20 protein-coding genes are annotated in these 24,426 nt (G+C 45.8%); 9 read left to right on the top strand and 11 right to left on the bottom strand.

What is annotated here, in order from left to right; genetic code table 11:
• Positions 1-65: 65 nt before the first annotated feature.
• On the bottom strand, positions 66-1,592 hold the full coding sequence (gene lysS, locus ACMA1I_RS10250) for a lysine--tRNA ligase (RefSeq protein ID WP_337068227.1): 1,527 nt from the start codon (positions 1,590-1,592) through the stop codon (positions 66-68).
• 297 nt (positions 1,593-1,889) lie between these two features.
• Entirely contained in the window at positions 1,890-2,276 is a 387-nt protein-coding gene (locus ACMA1I_RS10245) for a DUF6334 family protein (protein WP_337068226.1), read from the bottom strand.
• Positions 2,277-2,379: 103 nt separating this feature from the next.
• Between ACMA1I_RS10245 and ACMA1I_RS10240 the strand changes: the two genes are divergently transcribed.
• Both ACMA1I_RS10240 and ACMA1I_RS10235 read left to right on the top strand, forming a co-directional pair.
• On the top strand, positions 2,380-3,402 hold the full coding sequence (locus ACMA1I_RS10240; protein ID WP_337068225.1) for an AraC family transcriptional regulator: 1,023 nt from the start codon (positions 2,380-2,382) through the stop codon (positions 3,400-3,402).
• Between the two features lie 245 nt (positions 3,403-3,647).
• The gene (locus ACMA1I_RS10235) at positions 3,648-4,112 is read left to right on the top strand and encodes a small multi-drug export protein (RefSeq protein WP_337068224.1); all 465 of its coding nucleotides are present in this window, start codon (positions 3,648-3,650) and stop codon (positions 4,110-4,112) included.
• 77 nt (positions 4,113-4,189) lie between these two features.
• Here ACMA1I_RS10235 and ACMA1I_RS10230 read toward each other — a convergent pair whose 3' ends face one another.
• Positions 4,190-5,152: an NAD-dependent epimerase/dehydratase family protein gene (locus ACMA1I_RS10230; protein ID WP_337068223.1), complete on the bottom strand. Its 963-nt coding sequence runs from the start codon at positions 5,150-5,152 to the stop codon at positions 4,190-4,192.
• 165 nt (positions 5,153-5,317) lie between these two features.
• A complete protein-coding gene (locus tag ACMA1I_RS10225; RefSeq protein ID WP_414703898.1) occupies positions 5,318-7,231 on the bottom strand; it encodes a peptidylprolyl isomerase in 1,914 nt (637 codons plus the stop codon).
• Positions 7,232-7,549: 318 nt separating this feature from the next.
• Here ACMA1I_RS10225 and ACMA1I_RS10220 point away from each other — a divergent pair, with 318 nt between their 5' ends.
• Complete coding sequence (locus ACMA1I_RS10220; RefSeq protein WP_337068221.1) at positions 7,550-8,026, top strand: hypothetical protein; 477 nt, start codon at positions 7,550-7,552, stop codon at positions 8,024-8,026.
• A gap of 18 nt (positions 8,027-8,044) precedes the next feature.
• Positions 8,045-8,545, top strand: a complete 501-nt coding sequence (locus tag ACMA1I_RS10215) for a hypothetical protein (protein ID WP_337068220.1) — start codon at positions 8,045-8,047, stop codon at positions 8,543-8,545.
• A gap of 227 nt (positions 8,546-8,772) precedes the next feature.
• Here ACMA1I_RS10215 and ACMA1I_RS10210 read toward each other — a convergent pair whose 3' ends face one another.
• Positions 8,773-9,801 (bottom strand): hypothetical protein, encoded by a 1,029-nt coding sequence (locus ACMA1I_RS10210; protein ID WP_337068219.1) that lies wholly within the window; start codon positions 9,799-9,801, stop codon positions 8,773-8,775.
• A gap of 208 nt (positions 9,802-10,009) precedes the next feature.
• Here ACMA1I_RS10210 and ACMA1I_RS10205 point away from each other — a divergent pair, with 208 nt between their 5' ends.
• From ACMA1I_RS10205 to ACMA1I_RS10195, 3 genes are all read left to right on the top strand, one after another.
• A complete protein-coding gene (locus ACMA1I_RS10205) occupies positions 10,010-11,200 on the top strand; it encodes a trans-sulfuration enzyme family protein (protein ID WP_414703897.1) in 1,191 nt (396 codons plus the stop codon).
• A gap of 595 nt (positions 11,201-11,795) precedes the next feature.
• Positions 11,796-15,242 (top strand): T9SS-dependent choice-of-anchor J family protein, encoded by a 3,447-nt coding sequence (locus tag ACMA1I_RS10200; RefSeq protein WP_337068217.1) that lies wholly within the window; start codon positions 11,796-11,798, stop codon positions 15,240-15,242.
• Between the two features lie 389 nt (positions 15,243-15,631).
• Positions 15,632-16,030 carry a hypothetical protein gene (locus ACMA1I_RS10195; protein ID WP_337068216.1) on the top strand — a complete coding sequence of 133 codons (399 nt, stop codon included), beginning with the start codon at positions 15,632-15,634 and terminating at the stop codon, positions 16,028-16,030.
• A gap of 267 nt (positions 16,031-16,297) precedes the next feature.
• On the opposite strand, the gene ACMA1I_RS10190 is transcribed toward ACMA1I_RS10195, so the two are convergent.
• Complete coding sequence (locus ACMA1I_RS10190) at positions 16,298-18,379, bottom strand: carboxy terminal-processing peptidase (RefSeq protein WP_414703896.1); 2,082 nt, start codon at positions 18,377-18,379, stop codon at positions 16,298-16,300.
• A gap of 308 nt (positions 18,380-18,687) precedes the next feature.
• Here ACMA1I_RS10190 and ACMA1I_RS10185 point away from each other — a divergent pair, with 308 nt between their 5' ends.
• Together ACMA1I_RS10185 and ACMA1I_RS10180 are read left to right on the top strand one after the other, a co-directional pair.
• On the top strand, positions 18,688-19,140 hold the full coding sequence (locus tag ACMA1I_RS10185) for a PA2169 family four-helix-bundle protein (RefSeq protein ID WP_337068214.1): 453 nt from the start codon (positions 18,688-18,690) through the stop codon (positions 19,138-19,140).
• 163 nt (positions 19,141-19,303) lie between these two features.
• On the top strand, positions 19,304-19,855 hold the full coding sequence (locus tag ACMA1I_RS10180) for an arylesterase (RefSeq protein ID WP_337068213.1): 552 nt from the start codon (positions 19,304-19,306) through the stop codon (positions 19,853-19,855).
• Between the two features lie 51 nt (positions 19,856-19,906).
• On the opposite strand, the gene ACMA1I_RS10175 is transcribed toward ACMA1I_RS10180, so the two are convergent.
• From ACMA1I_RS10175 to ACMA1I_RS10155, 5 genes are all read right to left on the bottom strand, one after another.
• Complete coding sequence (locus tag ACMA1I_RS10175) at positions 19,907-20,518, bottom strand: DUF4142 domain-containing protein (protein WP_337068212.1); 612 nt, start codon at positions 20,516-20,518, stop codon at positions 19,907-19,909.
• A gap of 48 nt (positions 20,519-20,566) precedes the next feature.
• Positions 20,567-20,995, bottom strand: coding sequence for a hypothetical protein (locus ACMA1I_RS10170; protein WP_337068211.1), 429 nt, complete (start codon positions 20,993-20,995; stop codon positions 20,567-20,569).
• Between the two features lie 321 nt (positions 20,996-21,316).
• Positions 21,317-21,847 carry a hypothetical protein gene (locus ACMA1I_RS10165; RefSeq protein ID WP_337068210.1) on the bottom strand — a complete coding sequence of 177 codons (531 nt, stop codon included), beginning with the start codon at positions 21,845-21,847 and terminating at the stop codon, positions 21,317-21,319.
• A 197-nt stretch (positions 21,848-22,044) separates the two neighbouring features.
• Entirely contained in the window at positions 22,045-22,743 is a 699-nt protein-coding gene (locus tag ACMA1I_RS10160; RefSeq protein WP_337068209.1) for a fasciclin domain-containing protein, read from the bottom strand.
• Between the two features lie 568 nt (positions 22,744-23,311).
• Complete coding sequence (locus ACMA1I_RS10155; protein ID WP_337068208.1) at positions 23,312-24,403, bottom strand: serine protease; 1,092 nt, start codon at positions 24,401-24,403, stop codon at positions 23,312-23,314.
• Between the last annotated feature and the right edge of the window lie 23 nt (positions 24,404-24,426).

Genomic DNA, 24,426 nt, shown 5'->3' with positions numbered 1-24,426 from the left:
AAAAAAGAAAAGGCTTGCTGTATACAGCAAGCCTTTTCTTTTTTATACAAAGTGTAATTTCTGGCTTATTCTTCTGATTTTTCTGGTTTCATCTGTGGGAAGAACAGCACATCCTGTATAGAGTGGGAGTTGGTCATGATCATAGACAAACGATCTATGCCAATGCCTAAACCAGCCGTTGGTGGCATACCGTATTCTAAAGCACGCAGAAAATCTTCGTCCAGTACCATGGCTTCCGTGTCGCCACGTTTACCAAGTTCCAGTTGCTCCTCAAAGCGGGCGCGCTGGTCTATCGGGTCGTTTAGCTCAGAGAAGGCGTTGCAGATTTCCTTGCCGTTGCAAATGGCTTCGAAACGCTCTACCAAACCTGGCTTGCTGCGGTGCTTTTTGGCCAACGGGCTCATTTCTACCGGATAATCAGTAATAAAAGTTGGCTGAATCAGGTTTGGCTCGCACGTCTCTCCGAAAATCTCGTCGATGATCTTGCCTTTACCTAATTTAGGATCTACCTTGATGCCTAATTTTTCGGCGGTGGCGCGCAGCTCCGGCTCCTCCATCTCCGAAATATCTATTTTAGTGAAGTGCTCAATGGCTTCGAACATGGTAAAGCGTTTCCAGGGGCGCTGGAAATCAATAGTATTTTCGCCTACCTGCACCTGCGTTTGGCCATGCAGGGCAAGTGCTACCTTCTCCACCATCTCTTCTACCAAATCCATCATCCAGTTATAGTCTTTGTAGGCGACATAAAGTTCAACCTGCGTAAACTCTGGATTGTGGAAGCGGCTCATGCCTTCGTTGCGGAAGTCTTTGGCAAACTCAAACACACCATCAAAGCCACCTACAATCAGGCGCTTGAGGTACAGCTCGTTGGCAATGCGCAGGTACAGCGTCATGTCCAGGGTGTTGTGGTGCGTCTTAAAAGGGCGGGCAGCGGCACCACCGTACAATGGCTGCAGAATAGGTGTTTCTACTTCCAGGTAGCCTTTGTCATTCAGGAAGCTGCGCATAGTATTTACCAGCTGCGTACGCTTCCTAAAGGTTTCGCGCACGTGCGGGTTCACGATCAGGTCTACGTATCGCTGGCGGTAACGCAGTTCAGGGTCCGTAAAACCATCGTGTACAATCTCTTTTCCGTTCTCATCGATCTCACGCTTCACAATAGGCAGCGGCTTCAGCGACTTGGTGAGCAGCTTCAGTTCTGTTACGTGCACCGAAATCTCGCCTACTTGCGTTACAAAAGCATATCCTTTAATTCCGATAAAGTCGCCGATATCCAGCATCTTTTTGAACACCGTGTTGTACAGGTCTTTGTTATCGCCGGGTGCAATATCGTCGCGCGATACGTAGATCTGGATGCGGCCAGAGCTATCCATAAGCTCCGCAAAAGAGGCTTTGCCCATAATGCGGCGGCTCATCAGTCGGCCAGCCAGGCTTACTTCCTGGTAATTGTTCTGCTCTTTATCGAAATTTTGCTTTATCTCTTTGGCTGTGGCAGTAACTTCAAAAAGCTCAGATGGGTAAGGGTTAATACCTAATTTCTCCAGCTCTTCGCGCTCATGGCGTCTGCGTAGTTCCTGTTCGCTCAGTTGCATGCTATATCTGCTAATGGTGGTTTTATAAACAAGCTGTAAAATTGATAAATATTCGGGAGCTTTTAAATACTTAATTGCTTATTGTTTGCCAGAAGTAAGTGCAGGTGCCAAAAAACACTGTTCTTTCAGGAAAATACAGCCCCTTTCTTAAGCTTTCAGGAATCGGAACGCGTGGAGAATGAAGAGTTAAAGGTTATGAGTTATAACTTACCGCAAACCATTTAACAATTAGTAAGCAACAACTTTAATTCTTCTAATGAAAACGGCCTTCCAGAGGTATTTTCAGGGTAATAAGCCTTAGGTCCTGTTAAACACAGTGAGCAGCAGGCGCGAACCTTCTGCCATTATCTGCACATTTAGCCGATGAAAATCGTCGAACTCAATCTGAACACCATCCTGGTAGCCTCGTTGGTTTATAAGCCGCCAGATGTAGGCGATGCTTTTTTTCTGGTTGGCAATAGGCTTTTGCAGGAGCTGATCGTGTGGTACGGCAGTAGCTAAGGTGGCTGCCGTGTGTACGGCAATCAGTATTTCGTCCTGTTCGGGGTCTATCGTTAAAACCAAAAAGCTATCTTCTACCTGAAAGACCGTGTTCACAATCCAGTTGGTTTCCGGGTCGAGTAGTGCGTAGGCTTTGGTCACTTCTTTCCCGGTTAATTCGTCGAGGTCTGCCTCTGTTGCCATAGTTATAAGTAAAAAGGCAAATTATAAAGATATCACCAGCTATACTATTGCTGCGCCTGACTCAGGTATTTTTTATTATCTTAGCATAACTGCTACTGCTACCATGGATCAAGAAATTCACACCCTCAGCGCCCCATCCGTAAACCTGCTCCTGCACGTGCTCCGCCTCAAAGGGGCAGATACTGACTTGCTTTGCCAGCAGGCAGGGCTGAACATGGCGCAGCTGCAGGACATAAATGGGCGGGTGCCTGTGGAGCGCATGCAGGCTCTTTGGTCGGCTGCCATTGCCGCCACACACGATCCTGACCTGGCGCTGCATGTAGGCGAGGCCGTTAATCCTACTTCGGCAGGCATTATTGCTTATGTAATGATGAATGCTGCCACACTGCACGAGTCGTTGCTGAAGCTGTGCCGCTACCAGGACATTGTGTGTGAAGCCATCCGGACGAGCCTGGAGGTGCAGGGAAAGCAGGCTCTCGTAAAACTGCAGGTAATCAGCTCTTTTCTGGAGAACCCGCGTCATGCGCTCGATTGCGAACTTGTAATCTATAAACATGCTTTTGAGGCGCTGGTGGGGCAAGCGGTGCCGCTGCAGGAGGTTTTGTTTGTGTACCCGAAGCCGCAAAACATTGCTACACACGAACGACTCTTTTCGCCGGCAAGGTTGGTTTTTGGTGCGCCTCACAGTGGTTTTGTGCTCGATGCCACCTGCCTGCAACTACCAGTGGTAACGGCGAACCAGGAGCTGAATCTTGTTTTCGAGAAGTATGCGCAGGAGTACCTGCAGAAACTGAAAGAGCCTAAAACTGTGCGGGAGCGGGTACAGCGCGAAATCACACAGCTTCTGAAAGGAGAGGAACCAAGCGTTAACATGGTATCGCGGAATCTGGCCATGAGTGTGCGCAGTCTGCAAAATAAATTGAGAGAGGAAGGTGTAACGTACCAAGCCCTGCTCGACGAAGTCCGGAAAGAAATGGCGCTAAAACACCTTCTCGATAACCAAAACACTATCTCTGATATTGCTTACCTGTTAGGATTTTCAGAACCCAGCGTCTTCTCCCGCTCCTTTAAAAAGTGGACCGGACTTCCGCCTGCCCAGTACCGGCAGCGCAATACACTTGCCTAGCTCCTCTGCTCCTTACACAAAATCAGTTCAGCGCTGCAACTCCTTGTTTATTTTGTGAAAGCCCATAGGTATTGAACTACAATTGCTTCCGGATATGTTCTGTCTGAGCTCCTCTCTCGGAGAGGGAGCGTGATGTGCCGTCCCTGTATCGTGTTATTTTTTCGGATGAAGCAATTATTTATTTTAGAATTAGCACGAATTTTGTTAGCGAATATATTGAACTTTGCTTTTCTTTTAAAGAATCCATGTTTGAAGTACTCTTCATTGCCTTTCTGCTAAGCATGTCGCCTTTTGGCGAAGCGCGTGCAGGCATTCCGTATGCCATTCTGAACGATGTTCATATTGGCTGGGCATTTTTAATTGGTTTAATAGCCAATTTGTTAATCTTCCCAATTTTTATGTGGTTGATTGACACTTTTAACCAGAAATTCTGGCCAAACCGTATGTACCGCAAAAGCGTGGTTAAATTGTCGAAGCGGGCAAAAAGAGGTGTAGGTGCCGATAATCAGAAATATGGTTTCTGGGGGCTAATGCTTTTTGTAATGATTCCGTTGCCTGGAACAGGTGCCTATATGGGAACAATAGCGGCCAATGTGTTAAAGATTGATCGCAAGAAAGCCTTTTTGGCTATAAGTTTAGGGGTTATTAGCTCCTGCGTGATTATGGCCGTTGGCATGTACCTGGGGTCTAAAGGACTTCAGCTGCTCTAAGCTTTTTCGTAGTAAGTAAGACATTAAAAAAGGTCCTGGCAGCAGAAGCACTTCTGTTGGCAGGACCTTTTTTAATGCTACGCCTGCTGGTTTGCACGGAACCAGTCTAATGTTTCAGCGATGGCCTTCGGCATGGGCGTAAGGTTTAACTGGGGTAGAGCCTGGCGAAGTTTGTTGTCGTGAAGGAGGAGAGTATTGTCCCAGAGGTAAGCCATTTCTTTTATTTCTTTCATTAGGGGCATAGCCAGGCTAAGCATATTGACGAGCCTTTTGCCATAGAGGCGGTGTTTAGGTTGGCTACCTGCCACAGTGGCAATCTGCTCCTGCCATGCCTTTATAGAAGGAACAACTTCCCCCGCGAAATTATAAAGTGCATATGGCCCCTCCTGTGGCAGCTTAGACAGCTGATAAATGGCCGCCGCTGCATCGGGTGTGTACACAAGTTGGTGCGGTATATCATTCCGGATAAGCCAGGGCATTGCTTTGCCTGCTAATGCTCCTTTAAAAATGGGTGCTATGCCCTCGTTTACTACATTGGGCCCCCAAAAATCGGGGAGGCGGACGTTTATGACCTGGCAAGTGCCGGCCTCGGCAGCCTTTTGCAGCATCTGTTCCAGCTCCGCCCTAATTCTGCCTTTTCGGGAGCAGGGAGCTTGGGGGCTGCTTTCGGTAATGTTTTTGGTGAGGCCATAGTTGTAAATATTCCCCGGAAAAAGAATGGTGGCCTTAGAGACAGCGGCTGCTTCTATAATGTTGCCTGTTACCCTGTGCATGTTACCTTGCCACTCAGGGTATGGGTAATTAATGCCATGGAAAATATGAGTAACGCCGGCTCCCAGCTCTTTCAGGAGTTGGAGGTTATTGGCGTCGCCCTCTACTATTTTTAATGTGGGGTGGGCACCAAATAGTTTATGGGCTTTCCGGATGTTTCTAACCAGCAGGGTAACCTGTTCCTGCTGTGCCAGCAATTCCTGGGTAAAGGCATAACCGATGCTGCCTGTTGCTCCAAGAACCAAATAATGATGTTTTGCCTGTGCCATGTCTTTGTCTAATTAGTACCTTACAAAGGTCTGGCAGATAGGACAATTCATTTATGACAGATTCCGCAAACCTCTTGACCGATCGCGCAAACCTGCTATTAAATTATTTAAATGAAATTGCCCTTCCGGAGGTTTCTGCACCCATGTAAGCCCTAGTGTCATTACCTATTCCCGAACCAGTTCCACACTAAGCATGACATCTCCCACCACCAATTGATGCACAACCTCCATGCCTTGCACCACTTTAGCAAAAATGGTATAGCGGCCATCTAAGTGCGGAGCAGGAGAGTGCGTGATAAACCATTGGTTGCTTTCGGTGTCTTTGCCTGCTGAGGCCATGCCTACAAAGCCTTCCCTAAAGCTTAAAGGAGCAAACTCAGACCTGATAGAATAGTCGGAGCTGCCCCAGCCGTCGCCACGCTTATCGCCACCCTGCACCACAAAGTTCGGAACCACCCTATGGAAGCTTAGTCCATTAAAAAAGGCCTTTTGCGTAAGCTCTACAAAGTTGGCCACAGAGCCCGGGGCATCCTCAACCAACAACTGTAGCAGTATGTCTCCTTTACCTGTTTTTATGAGCACCTGTTGGTCTGCAGCAATGGATTTAACCAGCTGCCAGTTAATAGGGTGTGTAAAAGGATTTTGAGGAGTTTGTGTAGTGGTTTTGCCACTCAGGAAGTCAATCGTCTTTTGCAGTTCTATATTGGTTTCCATGTCGCGGGGGAGCTGCAGTTTTTGTTGCGCCTGCTTTAGAAAGCTGTAGTCGGTGTAGGCTTCCCTGAAATGAAGCTTCGGATCGCGGATGACACCTGCCGCTATGCCTGTGAGGGCCACATCGCCTGAGGAAACAGCTTTTTTAAACAGGGCCGCAAACTCCTGCTCCAGCCTCTGCGGAAAGTCGGGTTGCTGGCGCATAGATGCCAATGCCTCCAGCCCGTAAGTAGCCACTACAGGCTGTGGTGCGGCAAAAATCTCGGAGGCTATAAAGTGGAAGTTGTTATAATCTGCTGAAAGAGCTTTGAGCAGGTGCGCCTTGGCATATGGGTTTTGTGTGGTGCTGTAGAGTTGCTTATACTGGCTACTAAGCCTGCTTTTTACCACGCTGTTGTGCAGCATTACCCACATAAGGCCTGCCTTCACGCGTTCATCTTTTACCAGGCTAAGGGGCTTTTGTAATGCGGCTGCATTAACATACCGTGCATTGGCCTGCAGAAACTCTGCCGTAGCAACCGCAACCTGTATGCTTTTGTCTTGTAAGGCAGCCAGCACGGCAGTCTTTATTTCCTCAAAATCTTCTATACCTGCCATAGAGCGAATTGCATTAAGGCGAACCCGGTAATCGGGGTCGCTCTGGGCAATGCCTGATAAAAAACTGGCTTTGTCGCGGGTTCTGACTTTGGCCATTGCTTGTGCGAGTGCCATACGTACTTCAGGGGCTTCGTCGGAGGTGGCGGCATTCAGAATTGGTTTCCGGAACTGGGTAAGATCTATTCGGGGGGTACGGGCCAGGTAGTGTGCCGCTGCCAGCCTTACCTCATTTGTGTGATTAAGCGAGAGCAACTGTACTGCCTTTACGGTCGTTCTGATGCTGTGCTGCTGCCGCAGCCCTGCGCGGTACAGTCCCCATGCCTGCCCGGCTTGGGCTGTGGTGTTCAACGCTGGGTAAGTGGCCAGGTACTCTACGCCGGCAGTAGTGGCCACTTTGCCAAGCGTCTCCAAAAGTGCAGCCTGTACTGTAGGTTGCGCTTCGTGCGCCATGTGCAGCATAATTTCCGATTCTGCTTTCTGGTGACCTATTTGGCCAATGGCATAGGCAGCAGCTGCACGAACCGCTGTGGTAGTATCGGAGAGCATAGCGAGTAGGGGCGGCAGCGCCAATGTATCCTGTACCGAGGCAAAAGCCAATGCTGCTTCCTGTCTTACTTGTGGCGTGGCGTGGTTCAGGTAGGGGAGCAGTTTAGCCGTGTTCCGCTCATCCTGCAACGTGTAGAGAGTTATCAGTTCAGAATCATGAAACTTGTTTGGAGCCGGGGCAGGCGTGCTGCTTTGCTGTGGTTGTTGCCTGCAGGAAACTATCATAGCAAAACCTGCTAATACTATAGATAATTTAAGACGCATGAAGTCATTTTTTACAAAAAGTTAATATAGGAAAAAAAAGAGAATGATCTGGCTCTATAGCAGCTCTATTTGTTTGTGCCCCCTGCTGCAACAGTTGATCCGTAAGTGCTTGCAACGGCTTTAAAGCTTGCTTTTGGCAATTTCTGACCTAAACCCAGTAGAAAGGAGTGTAGTATACTAGCAGAGGTAGGCTTTAACTTAAGTTGTTTCTTTAGAGCGCAAGTGTTTTGAAAATTGTTTTTTTCTACGTATGTTTAATTCTAATCAAAATCCGAGGGTATGGCGAACTTTAGCTTAAAACTGTTTGAGAATGCCTATACGCTGGAGCCGAAAGCAGAGCAGCGTTTAACTCTTGCCATATTTGCTGCCGTGGCTGTTAATTTGATTCTGCTGCTTTACCTGGCTTATTCCAACGGCTTTCTGGTAGGCTTGCTTATTTTTATGTCGAATTTATTTTTTGCTGCTTATTTCTGCAAGCATTTATGGTACCAGTACAGGCCACAGTACCGGTTACATTTTACTTTGACATCTGGTGGTGTGCGCTACCGTACTTTTCTTCAGCAAAAGGAACAGGAGTTCGAATGGGAAGAGGTGGATGTGATTCGTTTTGAGCAGGAGCGACTTTTGTTTGTGCTCAAAAACGATGAGCAACATGAAATTGGATTAGATAAAATTCAAAGTCCGACTGTTCTGCAACAGGCTAAAAGAAAGTTAAAAAAGATTGCAAGGCGAAAAGACATTATGGTTGTGGTTTAGGTTGCTTTTAACTAACATATGTATATAAACCTTTACCCCCACAAACAGCTGGATAAGACCAAGCTGTTCTTTTCAAGGTCGGGACTTTTCTTCTTAACAGGGGGAGCCTACGCCTTAACTAATGAGATATGGATTCGAGAAGAAGGCCGCCTGGGCTGGGGTTTGGCCGCTGCCTCAGTTGTGTCGGCAGGCGTGGCTTTTCTGTGTATTGGCCTCGACAAAATTCCTTTAAAAGAGGCTTTTTTTTCGATGAGCCCCGACCAGATCAGGTTTCGGGTAACCCTTTATGGCAAGGAGCAAAGTCTGCTCTGGCAAGATGTAGCGAGTGTAAACATCTCGCGCCATCAGGTAGTTTTTTGCAAGAAAGACGGCCAGTTGGTTACAATGCGGACAAGTGCCATCCAAACCCCGGAGTTGGCGCATCATGTTCAAACAGCCATCAGGCTTGCTGCTATGGAGAAAAGGATTACAGTAAATGAGGTCCAGATGGGTAAGTTTGTAACCTCTTCCTCTTCTTGATGCTGCATTAACAGTCTCTGCCGCTGATTCGCTTTAAAATTTTTAGTTGCTCACCATGAAATGCCTAGAGGCTTTTTGCCTCCGGAAGGCCATTTTTATTAGAGTAATTTAACTTATTTTAGTAATTGAGCCAGCTTCTCTGGCTGCGATGGTATAAGGCAACTACACAAAAATGCCCTTGTCTGGATTAACCAGACAAGGGCGGTAACAACACTTATAGCTTCTTTTTAAGCTGCCACGCTCATGCCTGCTGTTGTGTTTTGCAGGAGTGGGCGCACCTTCTGCTCCAATCGTGCTGTTGCGAAAGACTGTTGCAGGTACACGGGCAGTTGCTGCACAAAGGCTTCGTATTGCTGCAGCCCCATTGCCTGCGCCACATAACACTCATGAATACCGTTGAGGTAGCTCACTATCTCCAGCAGCGACTCATGAAACAATTTAAAGTCGATGCCAGACTGCACAAACCGCTCAATCTCGCGGTGCGATGACGAAATGCGCAGCCTCGATAGCAGGTCGAAAACAGTAGTATAGCCCAGGCGCCAGGTAAGCTGCTGCCAGTGCTGTGGACCAAATTTTTGCAGTACTTCGCCTGTGCGATTGCTTCTGATAGCTGTTGTCGGATTTGCCTGCACCTGTTGCCTTACTAGTTTAGCCTTAATGCGACGGGTAGTACGCAAAAACTGCCCTATCTGTGACTGCGCCTCCAACTCTTTTCCGGCCATTTGCAAACCTGGCTTATAATGCGCCAAAGGCAGGCGCCTCACATTAAAATCGTCGTAGTGGCCGGCTGCATAAAAACCAATTGGCTGCGGATACGCGTTTTTAACGACCAGCCGCCCGGCCTCCCGCATCAGCAGCCCTTCGTTGCCTGACTTTATCTGGCGGGTATATAAAAAGGCCTGCAAACCGGCAAAAACCGTGTAGTAAGCTTGCGGAAACGTCCAGTGCAGGGCATTCCGAATGTAAGCCTCATCTCCAAGCTCAGCAGTAGCACGCATGGCATATTCTGTGTTCCAGCTTTTCAGGAGCAACTGCTTTACTGCTTCTATATCTTGTTCAGGAAGCTGGGCAGGTACCTCTCTAAAGTAAGGAACATGCTCTAGCCCTCCTGCATCATAGTTCTTTATATGGTAGTTTATGGCGAAGAAGTAGTTCAGAAAAACCTGAGCCGGAATTGACTTCTGCCATTCCTTATCCAGCTGTTTCGGCTCTTCTGGAAATAAGGAAATGATATTATTTTCTTCTTTCTCTTTCATACTAATTTAACAAAAGGTAAGCTATCTTAGTTGCATTAAAACTAAAAAAATTAGCTAAATAAAACAAGTGTATTGTATTGTAAATCAGTTATATGGTTAGTTAATACTAAAAATATTAGTAATATATTTTTAAGATTTTCCCTTATAAAGGAAGTAGTTGTATATAAGAATATACCTATTTGTAAAACCCGGAGCTGTAATGAAAAGTATGTACTACAATATAGTACTCTCTAAGAAAGGTATGGATATTTCGTACATTATAAATGAGCTGGGAGAGGAGCGGGAGCGTTACTTTAGCGCTGTGGCACCACCCATTATTCAAACCAGTAATTTTGCCAGCAGCACGGTGGAGGATCTGCGGCAAAAGATGCTGCATGAACCAGAAGCCACCCTCTACACGCGCGGAAATAACCCAACCGTAACTATGCTGGAAATAAAAATTGCAGCTTTAGAAGGTGCAGAACATGCCATTGCTTTTGGAAGTGGTATGGCAGCCGTTTCGGCAGCCGTCTTGTCGCAGGTAAGGGCTGGAGATCATGTAGTCAGCGTAAAGAAGCCCTACTCATGGACCAACGCGCTGATGCGGCAGTTTTTGCCTCGCTTTGGAGTAGAGGTAAGCATGGTAGATGGCACTCTGGCCGACCAGTACCGGCAGGCCATCAGACCAAATACCAAGGTCCTGTATCTGGAAAGTCCCAACTCCTATACTTTTGAGCTTCAGGATATTGAAGCAGTAGTGGCCATAGCCAAAGAATACGGCCTCATAACCATTATCGACAACAGCTTTGCCAGTCCCATAAACCAGAATCCGCTTGCTATGGGTGTAGATATGGTGCTGCACTCTGCAACAAAATACATTGGCGGCCATTCCGACACCATGGGCGGGATAGTGTGTGGCAGCAGAGAAATGATCAACCGGACTTTTGCCTCAGAGTTTATGACCCTTGGCGCTGTGCTTTCGCCGCACGATGCCTGGCTGCTGCTGCGAGGGCTGCGGACTTTGCCTGTGCGCATGGCTCGTGTAGCCGAAACCACTCGCCATGTGGTGGCTTGGCTGGAGAGGCATGCCAAGGTGGAGCGGGTGTTGTTTCCGTTTCTGCCTTCGCACCCGCAGTATGAACTGGCACAAAAGCAGCTCCGCAACAATACAGGCCAGTTTTCTATTCTCCTGAAAACGGATGATATCCAGAAAGTAGAGCTTTTCTGTAACAGCCTGCAGCACTTCCTGATGGCGGCCTCTTGGGGTGGGCATGAGTCGCTTATATTCCCGATTGCGGCTTCTTATGCTTCGGGTAAGCTTAAGCCGACACTGCCGTTTAACCTAGTGCGCTTTTATGTTGGCTTGGAAGACGCAGATTACCTGATTCGGGATATCGAACAAGCCCTGGACAAGATTTAGTACGAAAAGCTCCGGAAGGGCTTTTTCATTGGAATAATTTGATAGAACAACATCCCGAATCGTGTAAGAGCTATGTGATATTGGTGTGAAGAGAGGATTCTCACGGGCAATATTTAAGGTTGAGGGAGCAGCAGTTAAGTAGCTACAGCAAGAGGTTGAGAATGATTTTAGTATTGTATTAATTCAATTTCTGTCAGTTGTGTGAATTAGAATGTGATGTGCTGAAAAGAAAAAATTTTGTTACAAGGTGCTTATAAAACATCTCGTATTCTGCAAAAATGTTAACAATCTTTTGTTTTTCCTTATATTTTGTGGGTGCAGTATTATGTAACCTTCTATCTAGCTCATGCCTAGTTTACCAAATAATATAATAAATATACTATTGTTAATGTTCTCTTAACCTATGGCTGCGGCTGCTTTTGTATTTTTGTAGCTCCTGATTATAATGCCAAGTTAGCTGGTCTGCTTGGCTGTAAAAGGTTTATGTCGGGTTCCTTTTCAAGCAATTGGCAGCGTCAAAAATTGGCTTCACAAAGGCTTGGCTATTTTATAGTATACAATTTCTTTCATATTCTTCACTTAAACGATCTTAATAATGTTTAGACATTTACAAAAGCTTGGTGCGCTTGCACTTCTCGGTTGTTGCCTGGGGAGCAGTGATGCTCTGGGGCAAATACTGGTAAAAAATGGTAGCACGCAGGAAGAAAATTTTAATACTATAGGCAGAACAGCCACTGCAACCCTCCCTTCAGGTTGGAAAGTTTCTAAAAGTGGCACGGTCAGAACGGTTGTGCCTTTTGGAGAAGCCGCTGTTGTCACTGCAACTGAAAGAGCAGGTGGTGCTAACATGGCAAGCAATGCAGGAAATGGGATCTATAACTTTGCAGGAACTGAAGGTACCGATCAAGCTATTGGGTTTCTTTCTTCAGGTTCTGCAACAAAATCCGGAAACCTGTATGCTCATTTTAGGAACGAAGATGCTGTAAGCATTGAGGGATTAGACATTTCTTATACCATAGAAAAGTACAGAAGAGGAACAAATGCTGCCGGTTATTCGGTGCAGCTGTACTATTCTTTAAACGGTACCTCCTGGACATCCGCGGGTAGCAATTTTGCGACTAGTTTTCCTGCCGATGAGGTTACAGAAGGTTATGCTGTAGCTCCCGGAGATGTTAAACGGATTGACAACCAGAAACTGGAGATTGAGATACCTGCCGGTTCTGACTTTTACCTGGCCTGGAGCTATTCTGTAACTTCTGGAGCAACCACTTCTTTTGCCCAAGCGCTGGCAATAGATGACATAAAGGTTTCATTTGCGTCTTCTTCAAGTACAGAACCAGGCCTTACTGCTCCGAACTCGGTTGCTTTGGGCGATGTAGTTACCGGAAGCACTGCCACAACCTCTTATGTTTTAGCTCCCAGAAATATTTCTTCGCCTGTAACAGTAACGGTTGCCGGCGATTTTGAGATTTCTAAATCAGAAACAGGAGGTTTTGCCAAAGAACTGACTTTTGCTGCCGATGAGCTTGCTGCTAACCAAACGGTATATGTTCGGATAGGCGCCACCGTAGTTGGTCCTTTAAGTGGAACAATTACACACTCTAGTGCTGAGTTTAACCCGGTATCTGTAGCTGTTTCGGCAACAGGAGTAAGCCCTTATAGCCAGAATTTTAATAACTGCGCCAATGGTGTCACTAACATGCCTGGTGGCTGGATGCAGTACAGTGTTACCGGAGAACAGGTTTGGAACTGTACCACATTTGGTCGGCCAAACTCTGATGGTGTTAATACAAACGGTGTAAATATAAATGGCTACAGCGGTGCTGCCAGAGAAAACGAAGACTGGCTGATTTCACCTGTTCTTGACCTTGCTGGTTTTGAACACGCTCCTGTGCTTACATTCTGGAGCCGTGCAGAATTTAACGGCCCGGGTCTGAAACTGATGGTGTCAACAGATTTCTCTGGAACAGGTAATCCCAAAGATGCTACCTGGACCGAACTGAATGGCTATTTTCCGGAAGCAAACGCAAACGCCTGGACCCTCTCCACAGTTGACTTATCTGCCTACAAACAAGGCGAGGTGTATGTTGCCTTTGTTTATACCTCTAAAGCAGAAGCAAACCAGGCAGCCCGCTGGACCTTAGACGATGTGGATGTTACAGATGCAGAAAACATCTTTATTACCAGCAACCTCGATTTTGATTTCGGTGTGGTGGAAATGCCGAATGTTTCTGAACCAAGAACTTTTACATTTAAAGGGATCGGGCAGGACGAAGATGTGGTTGTATCGGTTGCAGGTGACTACGAAATCTCAAAAGACGGTGAGACCTTTGTTAAATCTTTGACTTATACTGCCACCGAGGCTGCTCAGGATCAGACAGTTTTTATCCGTTTCGTGCCTTCCGAAGCTGCCTTGGTGTTGTCTGGTAGCCTTACCTTTACCAGCGGTGACTACACGGAGACAAAAGGAAGTCTGAGCGGCTCTTCTCTCGCCAGAAATAATACACTCGACATCGTGACCTGGAATATGGAGTGGTTTGGCTCCAGCTCTACCGGCCCATCTGATGTAGAACTGCAGTATCAGAATGCCAAGAAAGTAATGCAGACGCTAAACGCTGATATCTTTGCCTTTCAGGAAGTTTCGAACGATGACCTGATGAGACAATTGGTAGGCGAAATGGAAGGATATGACTATGTTAACTCCGAGGTATATTCTTACTCTCAAAAAGAAGGTTCCGGTACGTTAGATCCGCAGAAGCTTTACATTGTTTATAAAGAAGACGTAGTAACTGTAAAAAGTGAGAAAGTGCTTCTGAACAAGCTTTACCAGGATATTCTGGCTGGCCAAACACTGCCAAACTATCCAAGTTCCAGCGATAGCTTCTGGGCTAGTGGCCGTTTGCCTTATATGGTTCAGGTAGATGCTGTGATGAACGGAGTGGCACAACGCCTTCACCTGGTAAACATCCATGCAAGAGCCAACTCCGGAACGGATGTGTCTCGTTACAACATGCGGGACTACGATGTTAAAGTGCTGAAAGACTCTCTGGATGCGCAGTACCCGAATGTGAACCTGGTGCTGCTAGGCGATTTTAATGATGATGTAGATATATCTGTAGTAAACAATTTACCTTCTTCCTACAAAGTTTTTGTAGATGATACGGAAAAATACAAGGCTATAACCTACGACCTGAGTACTACTGGCGCTTATACCTATGCTTCTGGTGCTTATCAAAGCTTCCTGGATCATATTCTTATCTCTAACCCTTTGGCAGATGAGTATGTAGACCAGTCCATTAAAATCGAGAACCAGTTCCTGACCAGTATTCCCAGCTTCAGAAGAACAACCTCGGACCACCTGCCGCTTTCTGCCCGCTTTACTTTTACCAACACGCCTACCGTTAGCTTTACAACAGCTACGGCTACCGCCACCGAAGGAGAAGCAGTGCCCACAGCGGTTACGCTAACACTGTCTGAAGCGCAGCAAAAAGACCACACGGTTACACTGGCATTAAATTCTGAAACTTCTACTGCCAATGGGGCAGACTTTACAACAAGTCCTGCTTTAGCTTCAGGTAAGGTTACGGTAACAGTACCTGCGAACGAAACAAGCTTGAAGTTCGATGTAACGGTTGTAGATGATGCGCAGACCGAAGGCGAGGAGGTAGCCAACTTCTTTATAGAAAGGGTAAGTACCGATTTAGGTATTTTGGTTGCTAACAGCACCTTTACCCTCACCATTATCGACAATAATGTAACCAGCACAGCAGAGGCTGCCAAGGGTATGTTCCAGGTGTATCCGAACCCTGCTGCCGGTAACCAGGAGCTGCGTTTCAGCTTGCCGGAGCATGTGGCAGCCTTGCCAAAAGTTAGCCTGTCTGTCTGGTCTGTTGATGGACGCAAGGTATTTGAAGCAGCCGGAAGCCAGGAGAGCGTACAAAAATCGCTGAACGCTAAATTAGCCAACACGCCAAACGGGATGTTTATTATAAAAGTAGAAGCTGGAAAAGAGCTGTTTCAGGCAAAGGTTATGAAGCAGTAAGCTCATAATAAGACAAAGCGCTTTCTGTTATAGTTACTTCTGAATCAGTTTAACCAAACAGTAAGCTCTTGTAATAGTAAAGCATTGACATGCTACTTTAAACTGAAAACAGGCTGCCTCATAAAAGGCAGCCTGTTTTTTTCTGCCTTGGTTTTACAGTTTTCTGACATGTGGAGGTAACCTGCCGGAGTGAGAGTAGGTAAACAAGATGAGTACGCCAGAAGGTTAACAGAAGGAGTAGCTGCACCTTTTAATTGGTGCACTTGACGGTTAGAAGCTAGCTGGTAGAAGTAAGAAATTATTCTAATGAAAAAGGCCTTCCGGAGGTAAAATGCCTGCTTTTCGTATGAGGGCTTCACGTATTCATCAACCTGTAAACTAAGATAACCATGATAGACAAACCGCATCTCATGAACAACATCCATGCTTCTGTGCTGATAGGGGCAGGAGTGGCCAGCTATTTTTTAAATGAGAACAGACCTAAAACAGCGCTCATACCACCTGCTGTAGGTGCTTCACTTTTAACCATGACTCCAGGCCTGAAGACAGGTAACCAACAGGTAGCCCATGCTGCCGTAGGTGTAACGGCCCTCTTATCAGTAATGACAGGTAAACTGTTAACGCAGGCGCTGTTGCCTAATGCAGAGACAAGGCAAAAATTTGATCCGTCTGTTCTAAATAGAAGGGCCACGGTGTTTGGCCTGATGACCTTATCTGGTGTGGCGGCATTAGGTGTGTATGTGGCTGGCTTTGTTGCCAAACGTAAGGCTAAGGCAGGTGCTGTTTAATATACAGCTGCCTCATCGGCTGCCTGCTGTTAAGTTGCTACCTTGCTTCAGGTGTGGCAGATTGTAATGCCACCGTAGCGCTGCCGACTATGCATTAATTCCTATAGCCTGCCAAATCCAGGCCTGGCCTTTGCGAGAACAAAAATGCCTCTGGAAGGGCAGTTTTATTAGAATAATTTCAGCTTAAAGCAGAGATTAGATATTAACAAAAGACACAAAAAAGCCGGCTACAGCGTAGTCGGCTTTCCTGTTTCAGAAGAAATAATCTTAAAGCAGATCGTTGTTTATGATAGCAACAGCTTCTTCTACATATATATCTGTTTTAAGCGATTTAAGGAAGGCATTGTTGCGGGCAACTTTACCTGTATCGCCTTTAAGCGCATTGAGATCTTGTGGCAACCGAGATACTTGCAGTACCGGAACTTCTTTCTGAGCTTCCTCAAATCGTTTTGCTTCGGCTTCCGCTTTTTTCTCCTCTGCTAAATAGGTAGTATACTTTAGCGAGCGGGTAGTATTGTCGGAAAGTTGCTTTAAGCGTTTCGCGCTTTCTTCTATCAGATTAAAGCTCTCGTTGCTGGCAATTCGCTTGCGGCTGTTAGCCTGAATCTTCGCAATATTGATTTTGCTGTTGGTCCAGGGCTTATATTTGGCCGGTGCAATCTCGTCGAATGGCAGCGGGTATTCCTGATCTTTCTCGCCCATTTCCAGGTAGCTATATGTATCTGGCAGTTCAACGTCTGGTCTAACACCTCTTAGCTGTGTGGTTCCACCATTTATTCTGTAGAATTTTTGCGTCGTAAGCTTTAAGGCACCAAATGGTTTGAAGGCATCGTACTGAGATGACAACGCGTCGTCTAGCTCGAAGAACTGTTGCACGGTTCCTTTTCCGTACGTTGGGCTACCTACAATTACAGCGCGTTTGTAGTCTTGCATAGCGGCTGCCAGAATTTCGGAGGCCGAAGCACTGTTGCCGTTTACCAATACCACCAACGGGCCACCAAACTGCACCTGCGGACCCGGATCGTCGAGTACTGCCACTTTGCCTGATTTGGTTTTAACCTGTACAACCGGGCCCTGGTCTATAAACAGGCCAGCCATCTCAATAGCATCTGCCAAAGAGCCACCACCATTGTTACGCAGGTCCAGCACCAAGCCTTCGGCACCGGCTGCTTTCAGCTTTTCTACTTCTTTCTTCACATCGGCACCGCTGTTGCGGCCACCTTCTTTACGGTCGAAGTTGGCGTAGAATCCAGGCAAGTTGATATAGCCTATTTTCTTTGAATCTTCGATGAGAGCAGATTGTGCAAACGTTTCTTCAATAATAATCAGGTCGCGCACAATCGGAATTACTTTGGAGCTGCCATCGGGCTTTCTAACAGTCAGGCGGACTTCTGTGCCTTTCTTTCCTCTTATCAGCTGAATGGCATCGTCCAGGCGCATGCCTTCTACCAGCACAGGCTCCTGTTCGGCTTGTGCCACCTTTACAATGGCATCACCTGGTTTCAGTTCGCCCTGGCGGTAAGAAGGGCTGCCAGGTACAATCTCCATTACTTTTATCTGCCCGTCTTTTTCCTGCAGCGAAGCACCAATACCTTCTAGGGTACCTGTAAATTCTACATCGAACTGAGATTTGGCTTTAGGCAACAGGTAGTTGGTATGCGGGTCGTATACGTTAGTAATGGCGTTAATGTAAGTGGAGCGGCGCTCGTCTCTGGTTATTTTGCCCAGGCGCTTGTATAGCTCGTCGTAAGATTTCAGCACCTTTTTGCGGGCTTCCTCTTCGAGCTGAGCAAAAGATTTTTTCTCTGTTTTAGGGTCGCTTTTCAGGGCAGCATCCTGGCGCTCCTGCAAGCCAGTTAGCTGTACCAGCGTTTGGTACTTAAGCTGCTTGCGCCATGCTTCTTTCAGAGCAGCCGCATCTTTGGCATAAGCCAGTTTCTTGCCATCCAGCTCTATCGATTCCTCTTTTTCGAAATCGAAAGGAGCATTAAGTAGTTCTTTGTAAAAAGAGGCTGCCTCCTGGGTGCGTTTCTCTATTAAATCTGCCGACACGTCAAACAGCTCATAAGAGCCCATTTTCAGCTGATCGTCGATTTGGGTTTCGTACTTGCGCAGCAAAGCCACATCTGGCTCTAGTAAAAACTTTTTGTTGTAGTCAAGTCGCTGCAGATACAGGTTAAACACTTTTTTAGAAAATGCATCATCTACTTTTTCGGGCTGGTAATGCACACTGTTCAGGCCTTGCATCAGCGCCTGAATTAATATTTCGTTCTTGCCTTCTGGCGTATAGTTTTTGCTGTAGAGTATAAACGAGCCTGTTACAAGAATAACAGCAAGTACTGACAGCAATATTTTTATTCTGGTTGTCAAGGATAGCATCTGTTTTGTAAGTTGAACTTATTAGTAATACGCAAAAGTGATGCCGTAGATTATATGCGGCAATCAAAAAGGAGCATTAGGGTGTAATGTAAATAAATGTAGCCACATTGCAAAAGCAGCGGCAGGTTTTAGCGATTGTCTGTTTGACGCCTTGCAAACCTTGGAACCGTTGTAGCAACAGCAACGGAGGTGCTTACGGCAATTGTATGGAAGTGTGTTAGTAGATAACCGATAATCCTGGAATTTCGTTTCCAGGAGAGGAAACTAATGCAATAGCTATGAAAAAAACAGATGAAGCAGTAGTGCAGATACTACAGGAACTTACCGAATTTGTAATTGACAGGGTAGAGGGTTATGAGCACGCGGCCACAGAAACAAAAGAACCGGCCCATGCCTCCTTTTACCGCGAGTTGTCGAGCCAGAGCCGGAAATTTGCCGCTGAGCTCAACAACCTCATAAGCAGCAACGGAGGGAGTAAAGAAACAGATACAACCCTGAAAGGCAAATTTTACCGACAATGGATGGACCTGAAAGCTACGCTGACAGGCAGCAACGAAGAAGCGATTATCAATTCGAATCTATACGGCGAAGAATGGGCGCAAAAAGCATATAACGAGGCCCTTGCTGAGGATGTATTGCCAGCTGATATCCGGCAGGCGGTAGAGCGGCAAAAGCAGGCTTCGCTACAAGCGTGTGAGCAGTTGAAAAATATGAAAAGCTCCGGCAACTAAAGCTGCAAAATAAACTCTTTGAGTAAAATTAAATTTTATTTGGCAGCAGGCGGTAAAGCAGTTACAATACGTACAACAGTTACCAGAGAGGGCATTTATCGGCCCTCTCTTTTTTAAATAAGAACCTTTAAATTAAAATAGGAGCGAGTAGAGGAGGAGAATTATGAAAAGGATTTTGTTTTTTGGTGATAGCCTCACGGCCGGGTATGGCTTAATGACTTCTCAGGCCTATCCTGCACTTATTCAGCAACGGCTGCGGGAGCAGGGCTATAACGATTACCAGGTCCTAAATGCCGGGCTTAGTGGAGATACTACTGCAGGAGGTGTGCATCGGATTGATAGATGGTTGGATCAGCCTATCGATATTTTTGTGCTGGCACTTGGGGCGAACGATGGCTTGCGCGGTATTCCGGCTAGAGAAACCTCCCAGAACCTGCAGGAAATAATTAACAAAGTGAAGAAGAAATGCCTGGATGCTAAAATAATCTTGGCAGGCATGGAAATACCGGATATTGTGCCCGGGCGTTACGCGGCAGAGTTTAGAGTATTGTTCAGGGAGCTTGCACTTAAAAACAACATCCGTTTTATTCCTTTTTTACTCGAAGGAGTAGTAGGAATGCGCCACCTGAACCTACCGGATGGCATCCATCCTAATGCAGAAGGGCAGAAACTGCTAGCTGAACATACCTGGATATTGCTAAAGGAGCTCTTGTAAACAAACAAGGGCACGCCTAAATTATTTTATTATGCGTGCCCTTGTGTCAGGTTATAGGCCTGATCGTTTTCTAAGGATATCTTTCTGTTCTAGCCGAAAGCGCATAGCTTGCTCCATTTGTGCCTGCTTCTCTTTTTTTGTGTTTCTAGCCCAAACTCCGAAGGGGTTTGCAAGAGCTTCGTCTTCTGGTTTCAGGTTAGAGTCAAACTCATCAACGGCGTCTTTATGGGCTTCTATAGCTTTATCCCAATAAGCCATGTCAAATTCTTCGGGTTTTGTTTCGCGGAGTTTTTGTATCTCTTTCTGCTGGTCCTCATCCAGTGATTCGGGGAGTGAGACTCCGTAGGTGCCGGCAAAGTCATGCAATTCTCCTTTTTTAGAAGAATAGAGATCCGCCATTTGCTTACCATATTGTTTAACCTGGTCTGATTGTCCTTTTTCTGCTGCCAGATTTCCCATTTCTATCTGTAACAGACTAGCTTTCGCCATAAAAGGAATGATGTCTCTCTTCTCAGCGGTGAGGGAGTCGATGTCGCCTGCAACGGCTTCGTTTACCTGGCCGTTGGCGGTTTGTTGCTCCGTATTGGTGTTAGTGCCAGAGTCGCAGGCGACAAAGCTAAGGGTGCCGAGCACTGCACTGGCTACGATAATGTATTTTCGCATAGTTTCTGAACTTTAGGTATAGTGTTTACCTAATGCATACGAAACTCTTCAAAATTGTTTACTAAGGTTATAAGAGAAGGCTACTGTCAGTACCTTATATAGGTTGGTTAATGACAAAGGTTTTGGAATAAATCCGGCTACGGCAATGTATTGGCATGCCTGTTCTGCCTGCTTGATATGATTAGGAGTTGCGAAAATGGATATAATTGCCGGTTGTGTTAAATGGTAGTTAAGCATGTGGTATTCCTCCAGAAAATAGAATTCTTCCTTACCTGATAAGTTGATGTCTAACAAGATGAGGTCTGGGAAAGGTGTTCCAAGTCCAGCTCGGAAATTATCTAGAAACTCAAGAGCTTCTGGCGCGCTTTCGCAAACTGTTATCAGATCGCTCGCATTAGCATCTTCCAGAATAATTTGAGAGAACATGGTATGAATAGGATCGTTGCTTACTAGTAAAATGTGGTTTAATTTATCCATAGACTTTTGTACTAACTGCTCTATCTTTTAATAGAATATTGCAATATATAACAAAATAAATACTGCACAATGGATTTGAAAAAGTTTTATTTAATCATTTAATATATGCTTTGTAAATACTTTACATATAGGTGATTATGAGTTGTTATTGTTTGGTGTTAAAAAATTGTAAATAAAGCGCTGTTTAATTTTTTTTTTAATGAGTCGATACTGCGTTTTATTTTGTGTTCAAACAGGGTCCTAAACAAAAAGAGGCAACCCCTTTGTGGAGCCGCCTCTTATTGTTTAGGACCCTGTTTTTAAGCCAGGAGCCTTGTATTATTAGTAGTAAATATGCTCTCCTCTGTTATTCTGAAAGTGGCTTTCAAAATAACGAGCATCTTCCTGTGTCTGTGGCTTAAAGCCTAATACGATATTACCTTCTTTGATACCGGATTCATACACTTTAGCACGTTCTTCTGGTATACCTGCACCAACCAGTGCACCAATGAGGCCACCAGTTAAGCCGCCGGCACCTGCGCCAGCCAAACCTGCTGCTAGCGGGCCAGCCACTATAAGACCTAAGCCAGGAATCGCTATGGAAGTACCAATGGCAGCTACAGCACCAACAATGGCACCCAAAGTACCACCAATGGCAGATCCTGCTCCGGCTCCTTCAAGTGACTTGTTTCCTAGTTCAGTGTTCTCTTCGTTGTCACCGAAGTGGCGCTTACGCGCATCGTCCGACATAACTACATTTATGTCGTCTTTGTCGTAACCGCGCGTGCGAAGTTCGTTATAAGCTCTTTCTGCACTGTCTCGGTCTCTGAACATTGCTGTCATCATACCTGCGTTATCTCTGTCGTTTGTCATAGTTTTATAGTTTTGTTAATGAGTACAATAAGTCTGTTTTGATTTATGTTTTATCTTAAACGACTATTAATGTTATTGGTTTCGAGGCTAAGTTCTCTAAATTGTTACTAATTCAGCTGCCTCTGTACTTATATAGGTTTCATAAAAATCCCTACCTGAAAAGGTAGGGATCTCTACAGTTTGTTGTTTCGGATTAGCTATCGGGTTATACCTGTATCTGCAACTGGTGTGATAATTCCGTCTACCACGTGAATAACACCGTTAGAAGCTTTAACATCTGGTTTTACAATCGTGGCACCACCGATAGTTGTTGTATTAGCAGTTACATCAATCGGGATGTACATGTTGTCTCCGGCTCCGATGCGTTGTGTGCTTGAGAATTGAACCGAGGATACATCAGCACCCAGAAAATGTGATTGCAGCGTCTGAATCAGCTCAGCTTTATTTTCTGGCTTCATCAGGTAATCTAGTTTGCCATTAGGTAGAGCGGCAAAAGCTTCGTTAGTTGGGGCAAAAACAGTGAATGGTCCTTCTGCTTCCAGGGCAGATGCCATGTCTGCGTGTTCCACTAATTTAACGAAAGTAGACAGGTTGCTGCTTGTTTTAGCCAAATCGAGCACACCCATTTGCTTAGTGTCGTCTATTTCGCTAAACATGTCTCCGTAAGCGATGTCGTCTGTAAGAGTCAGGCTTTCGCTATTTACATCAGACTCCTGTCGCATAGACTCAGTACCTGTGGCAGCAGCATCCGTCATGGTAGCCTCTGTGTTAGTGCCACTCATGTTGCTGTCAGTCATCTGATCGTCAGATCCTGCCATTGTCTGCGTTTCGCTCATGTTGGTATCACTCATGGCTGTGCTATTCATCTGGTCGGTAGAACTTGCACAACTAAACATAGTCATTGATATTACAGCAACAGCTGCTAGGGGTTTTAACATTCTCTTTTTCATAGTTTCTATCTTAAAATAATAATAAAAGGTCATTAGGCATTTCTGGTTAGAAATTGTTTTTAATGACTTCTGTATTATTAAACTGAAAAAAAATAAAAATGTTAACTTTTTTATGAAGTAATTTTTAAACCTACTTATACTGAGTTATTTTTATGCTTATTTTTATAACCTTTGTGCTAAATAAAATGAAGTGTTGGCATCTGTATTAGGCACTTTTATGGCATAAATAAAATTAGTACGGGAAGAGTAGAAGAGTGGGAGGTGTGAAAAGTGCAAATAATCGGTTTTTTAAATCAGGATTCTTAATAAAATAATAGAACAGGTAAGCAGGAGATGGCACTAGATTATTATCTCTGATAAAACTAGCAGAAGCGGAGCCAGTAAAAAGAAGGAGCAGCTGAGCAGCTTTTTATGAGGTGGTGGTGGGCCTGGAGCACGTGATTGGAGGAAAGCGCAACAGGGCAAAAAAAAGAAGGCGGTTTGTGCGCCTTCTTTTCTTGTGGGTGTTTAAAAATCAATTATAAACTTTTACTACGAATACATAATCCTTCAGCTTTTTGAGCTGGTGAGGCCTGCTGTTGCCTGTAAGGGAATTGTAACGTGGTAAGGATACTTCAGTAGAGTCGGTGCCAGCCATATCGCCAAGTACTTTGAGAAGGTAAGCGGATTTAACAGCAAAAGCGGCGCCTTCCTGGCCGGCTTGTTTACCGCTAATGATACCGATCAGGTTGCCTTTGTCGTCGAGTAAAGGGCCGCCGCTATTACCCGGGTTAAGAGGAATGGAGATCTGGTAGGCTGTGGTATCGCCTTCGAAGCCCGAAGAGGAGCTGAGGGAGCCTTCGCCAAATACGATGTCTTCGCGCGGATAACCTAGTGTAAACACTTTCTCGCCTAAATCAGACTCCGTAGTTTTAAATGTATATGGTAATTTACCTAACCCTTCGAAAGCCGGATCTTCTATTTTCAGAATGGCAAGATCGTGGCTCTTGTCGCGGTACACGGCGGTTACTTTATAACGTAGACCTGCCTTGTTCTCGATCATGACTGAATCGGCACCTTCTATTACGTGCGAGTTGGTAACAATGTACCCATCTGAAGAAACAGCAAAGCCAGTACCGCTAAACCGGGCTGCACGAGGTGCCGGTTTCTCGGCTTCAGTGCCTATAATGTTATCTATAATGGCACGCTGCTCTTTTTTAATACGTTCTACTTCGCGTCGTAACTCCACGTAGCGGGCTGTTTGCTGCTGCACAGGTTCTTTAAGCTGTTGAACGCTCCATAGCGTGCCAAAAACCGAGAGCAAAGATACACTGGCGGCTACTGCCATAGTTTGGCGGTGCTTGTTCCAGAAAGTCTTAAACAGCGATGGTGTAGCCTCTGCCTCCGCAGTTGCTTCCATTTCGGCATGGATCAGGTTCAGTTTGTGCTTAAGCGACTGCCGCTGCCCGTGCTGGCGCATAGCCTTCAGAAGCGTTCGGTGCTCGCGTACTTTTTCTGCCAGCCTGGAGTCTGCCTGCAAAAGCGCCTCAAAAGCCGCTTTCTCCTCTGCTACCATGCCATTATTTAGGTAGCGTTCTATCTGCTCATATATGCTGTAGTCGAACATGGTTGTGGTTGCTAAATTCCTTT

Origin of the sequence: Pontibacter sp. 13R65 (assembly GCF_047525655.1) — a bacterium.
GTDB lineage: Bacteria > Bacteroidota > Bacteroidia > Cytophagales > Hymenobacteraceae > Pontibacter.
The sequence above is the reverse complement of the archived record's forward strand: the minus strand, read 5'-3'. Positions and strand labels throughout refer to the sequence as shown.

Coding starts and splice junctions, on each gene's coding strand:
- lysS (WP_337068227.1), bottom strand. CDS start 1,592: ATGCAACTGAGCGAACAGGAACTACGCAGACGCCATGAGCGCGAAGAG.
- ACMA1I_RS10245 (WP_337068226.1), bottom strand. CDS start 2,276: ATGGCAACAGAGGCAGACCTCGACGAATTAACCGGGAAAGAAGTGACC.
- ACMA1I_RS10240 (WP_337068225.1), top strand. CDS start 2,380: ATGGATCAAGAAATTCACACCCTCAGCGCCCCATCCGTAAACCTGCTC.
- ACMA1I_RS10235 (WP_337068224.1), top strand. CDS start 3,648: ATGTTTGAAGTACTCTTCATTGCCTTTCTGCTAAGCATGTCGCCTTTT.
- ACMA1I_RS10230 (WP_337068223.1), bottom strand. CDS start 5,152: ATGGCACAGGCAAAACATCATTATTTGGTTCTTGGAGCAACAGGCAGC.
- ACMA1I_RS10225 (WP_414703898.1), bottom strand. CDS start 7,231: ATGATAGTTTCCTGCAGGCAACAACCACAGCAAAGCAGCACGCCTGCC.
- ACMA1I_RS10220 (WP_337068221.1), top strand. CDS start 7,550: ATGGCGAACTTTAGCTTAAAACTGTTTGAGAATGCCTATACGCTGGAG.
- ACMA1I_RS10215 (WP_337068220.1), top strand. CDS start 8,045: ATGTATATAAACCTTTACCCCCACAAACAGCTGGATAAGACCAAGCTG.
- ACMA1I_RS10210 (WP_337068219.1), bottom strand. CDS start 9,801: ATGAAAGAGAAAGAAGAAAATAATATCATTTCCTTATTTCCAGAAGAG.
- ACMA1I_RS10205 (WP_414703897.1), top strand. CDS start 10,010: ATGTACTACAATATAGTACTCTCTAAGAAAGGTATGGATATTTCGTAC.
- ACMA1I_RS10200 (WP_337068217.1), top strand. CDS start 11,796: ATGTTTAGACATTTACAAAAGCTTGGTGCGCTTGCACTTCTCGGTTGT.
- ACMA1I_RS10195 (WP_337068216.1), top strand. CDS start 15,632: ATGATAGACAAACCGCATCTCATGAACAACATCCATGCTTCTGTGCTG.
- ACMA1I_RS10185 (WP_337068214.1), top strand. CDS start 18,688: ATGAAAAAAACAGATGAAGCAGTAGTGCAGATACTACAGGAACTTACC.
- ACMA1I_RS10180 (WP_337068213.1), top strand. CDS start 19,304: ATGAAAAGGATTTTGTTTTTTGGTGATAGCCTCACGGCCGGGTATGGC.
- ACMA1I_RS10175 (WP_337068212.1), bottom strand. CDS start 20,518: ATGCGAAAATACATTATCGTAGCCAGTGCAGTGCTCGGCACCCTTAGC.
- ACMA1I_RS10170 (WP_337068211.1), bottom strand. CDS start 20,995: ATGGATAAATTAAACCACATTTTACTAGTAAGCAACGATCCTATTCAT.
- ACMA1I_RS10165 (WP_337068210.1), bottom strand. CDS start 21,847: ATGACAAACGACAGAGATAACGCAGGTATGATGACAGCAATGTTCAGA.
- ACMA1I_RS10160 (WP_337068209.1), bottom strand. CDS start 22,743: ATGTTTAGTTGTGCAAGTTCTACCGACCAGATGAATAGCACAGCCATG.
- ACMA1I_RS10155 (WP_337068208.1), bottom strand. CDS start 24,403: ATGTTCGACTACAGCATATATGAGCAGATAGAACGCTACCTAAATAAT.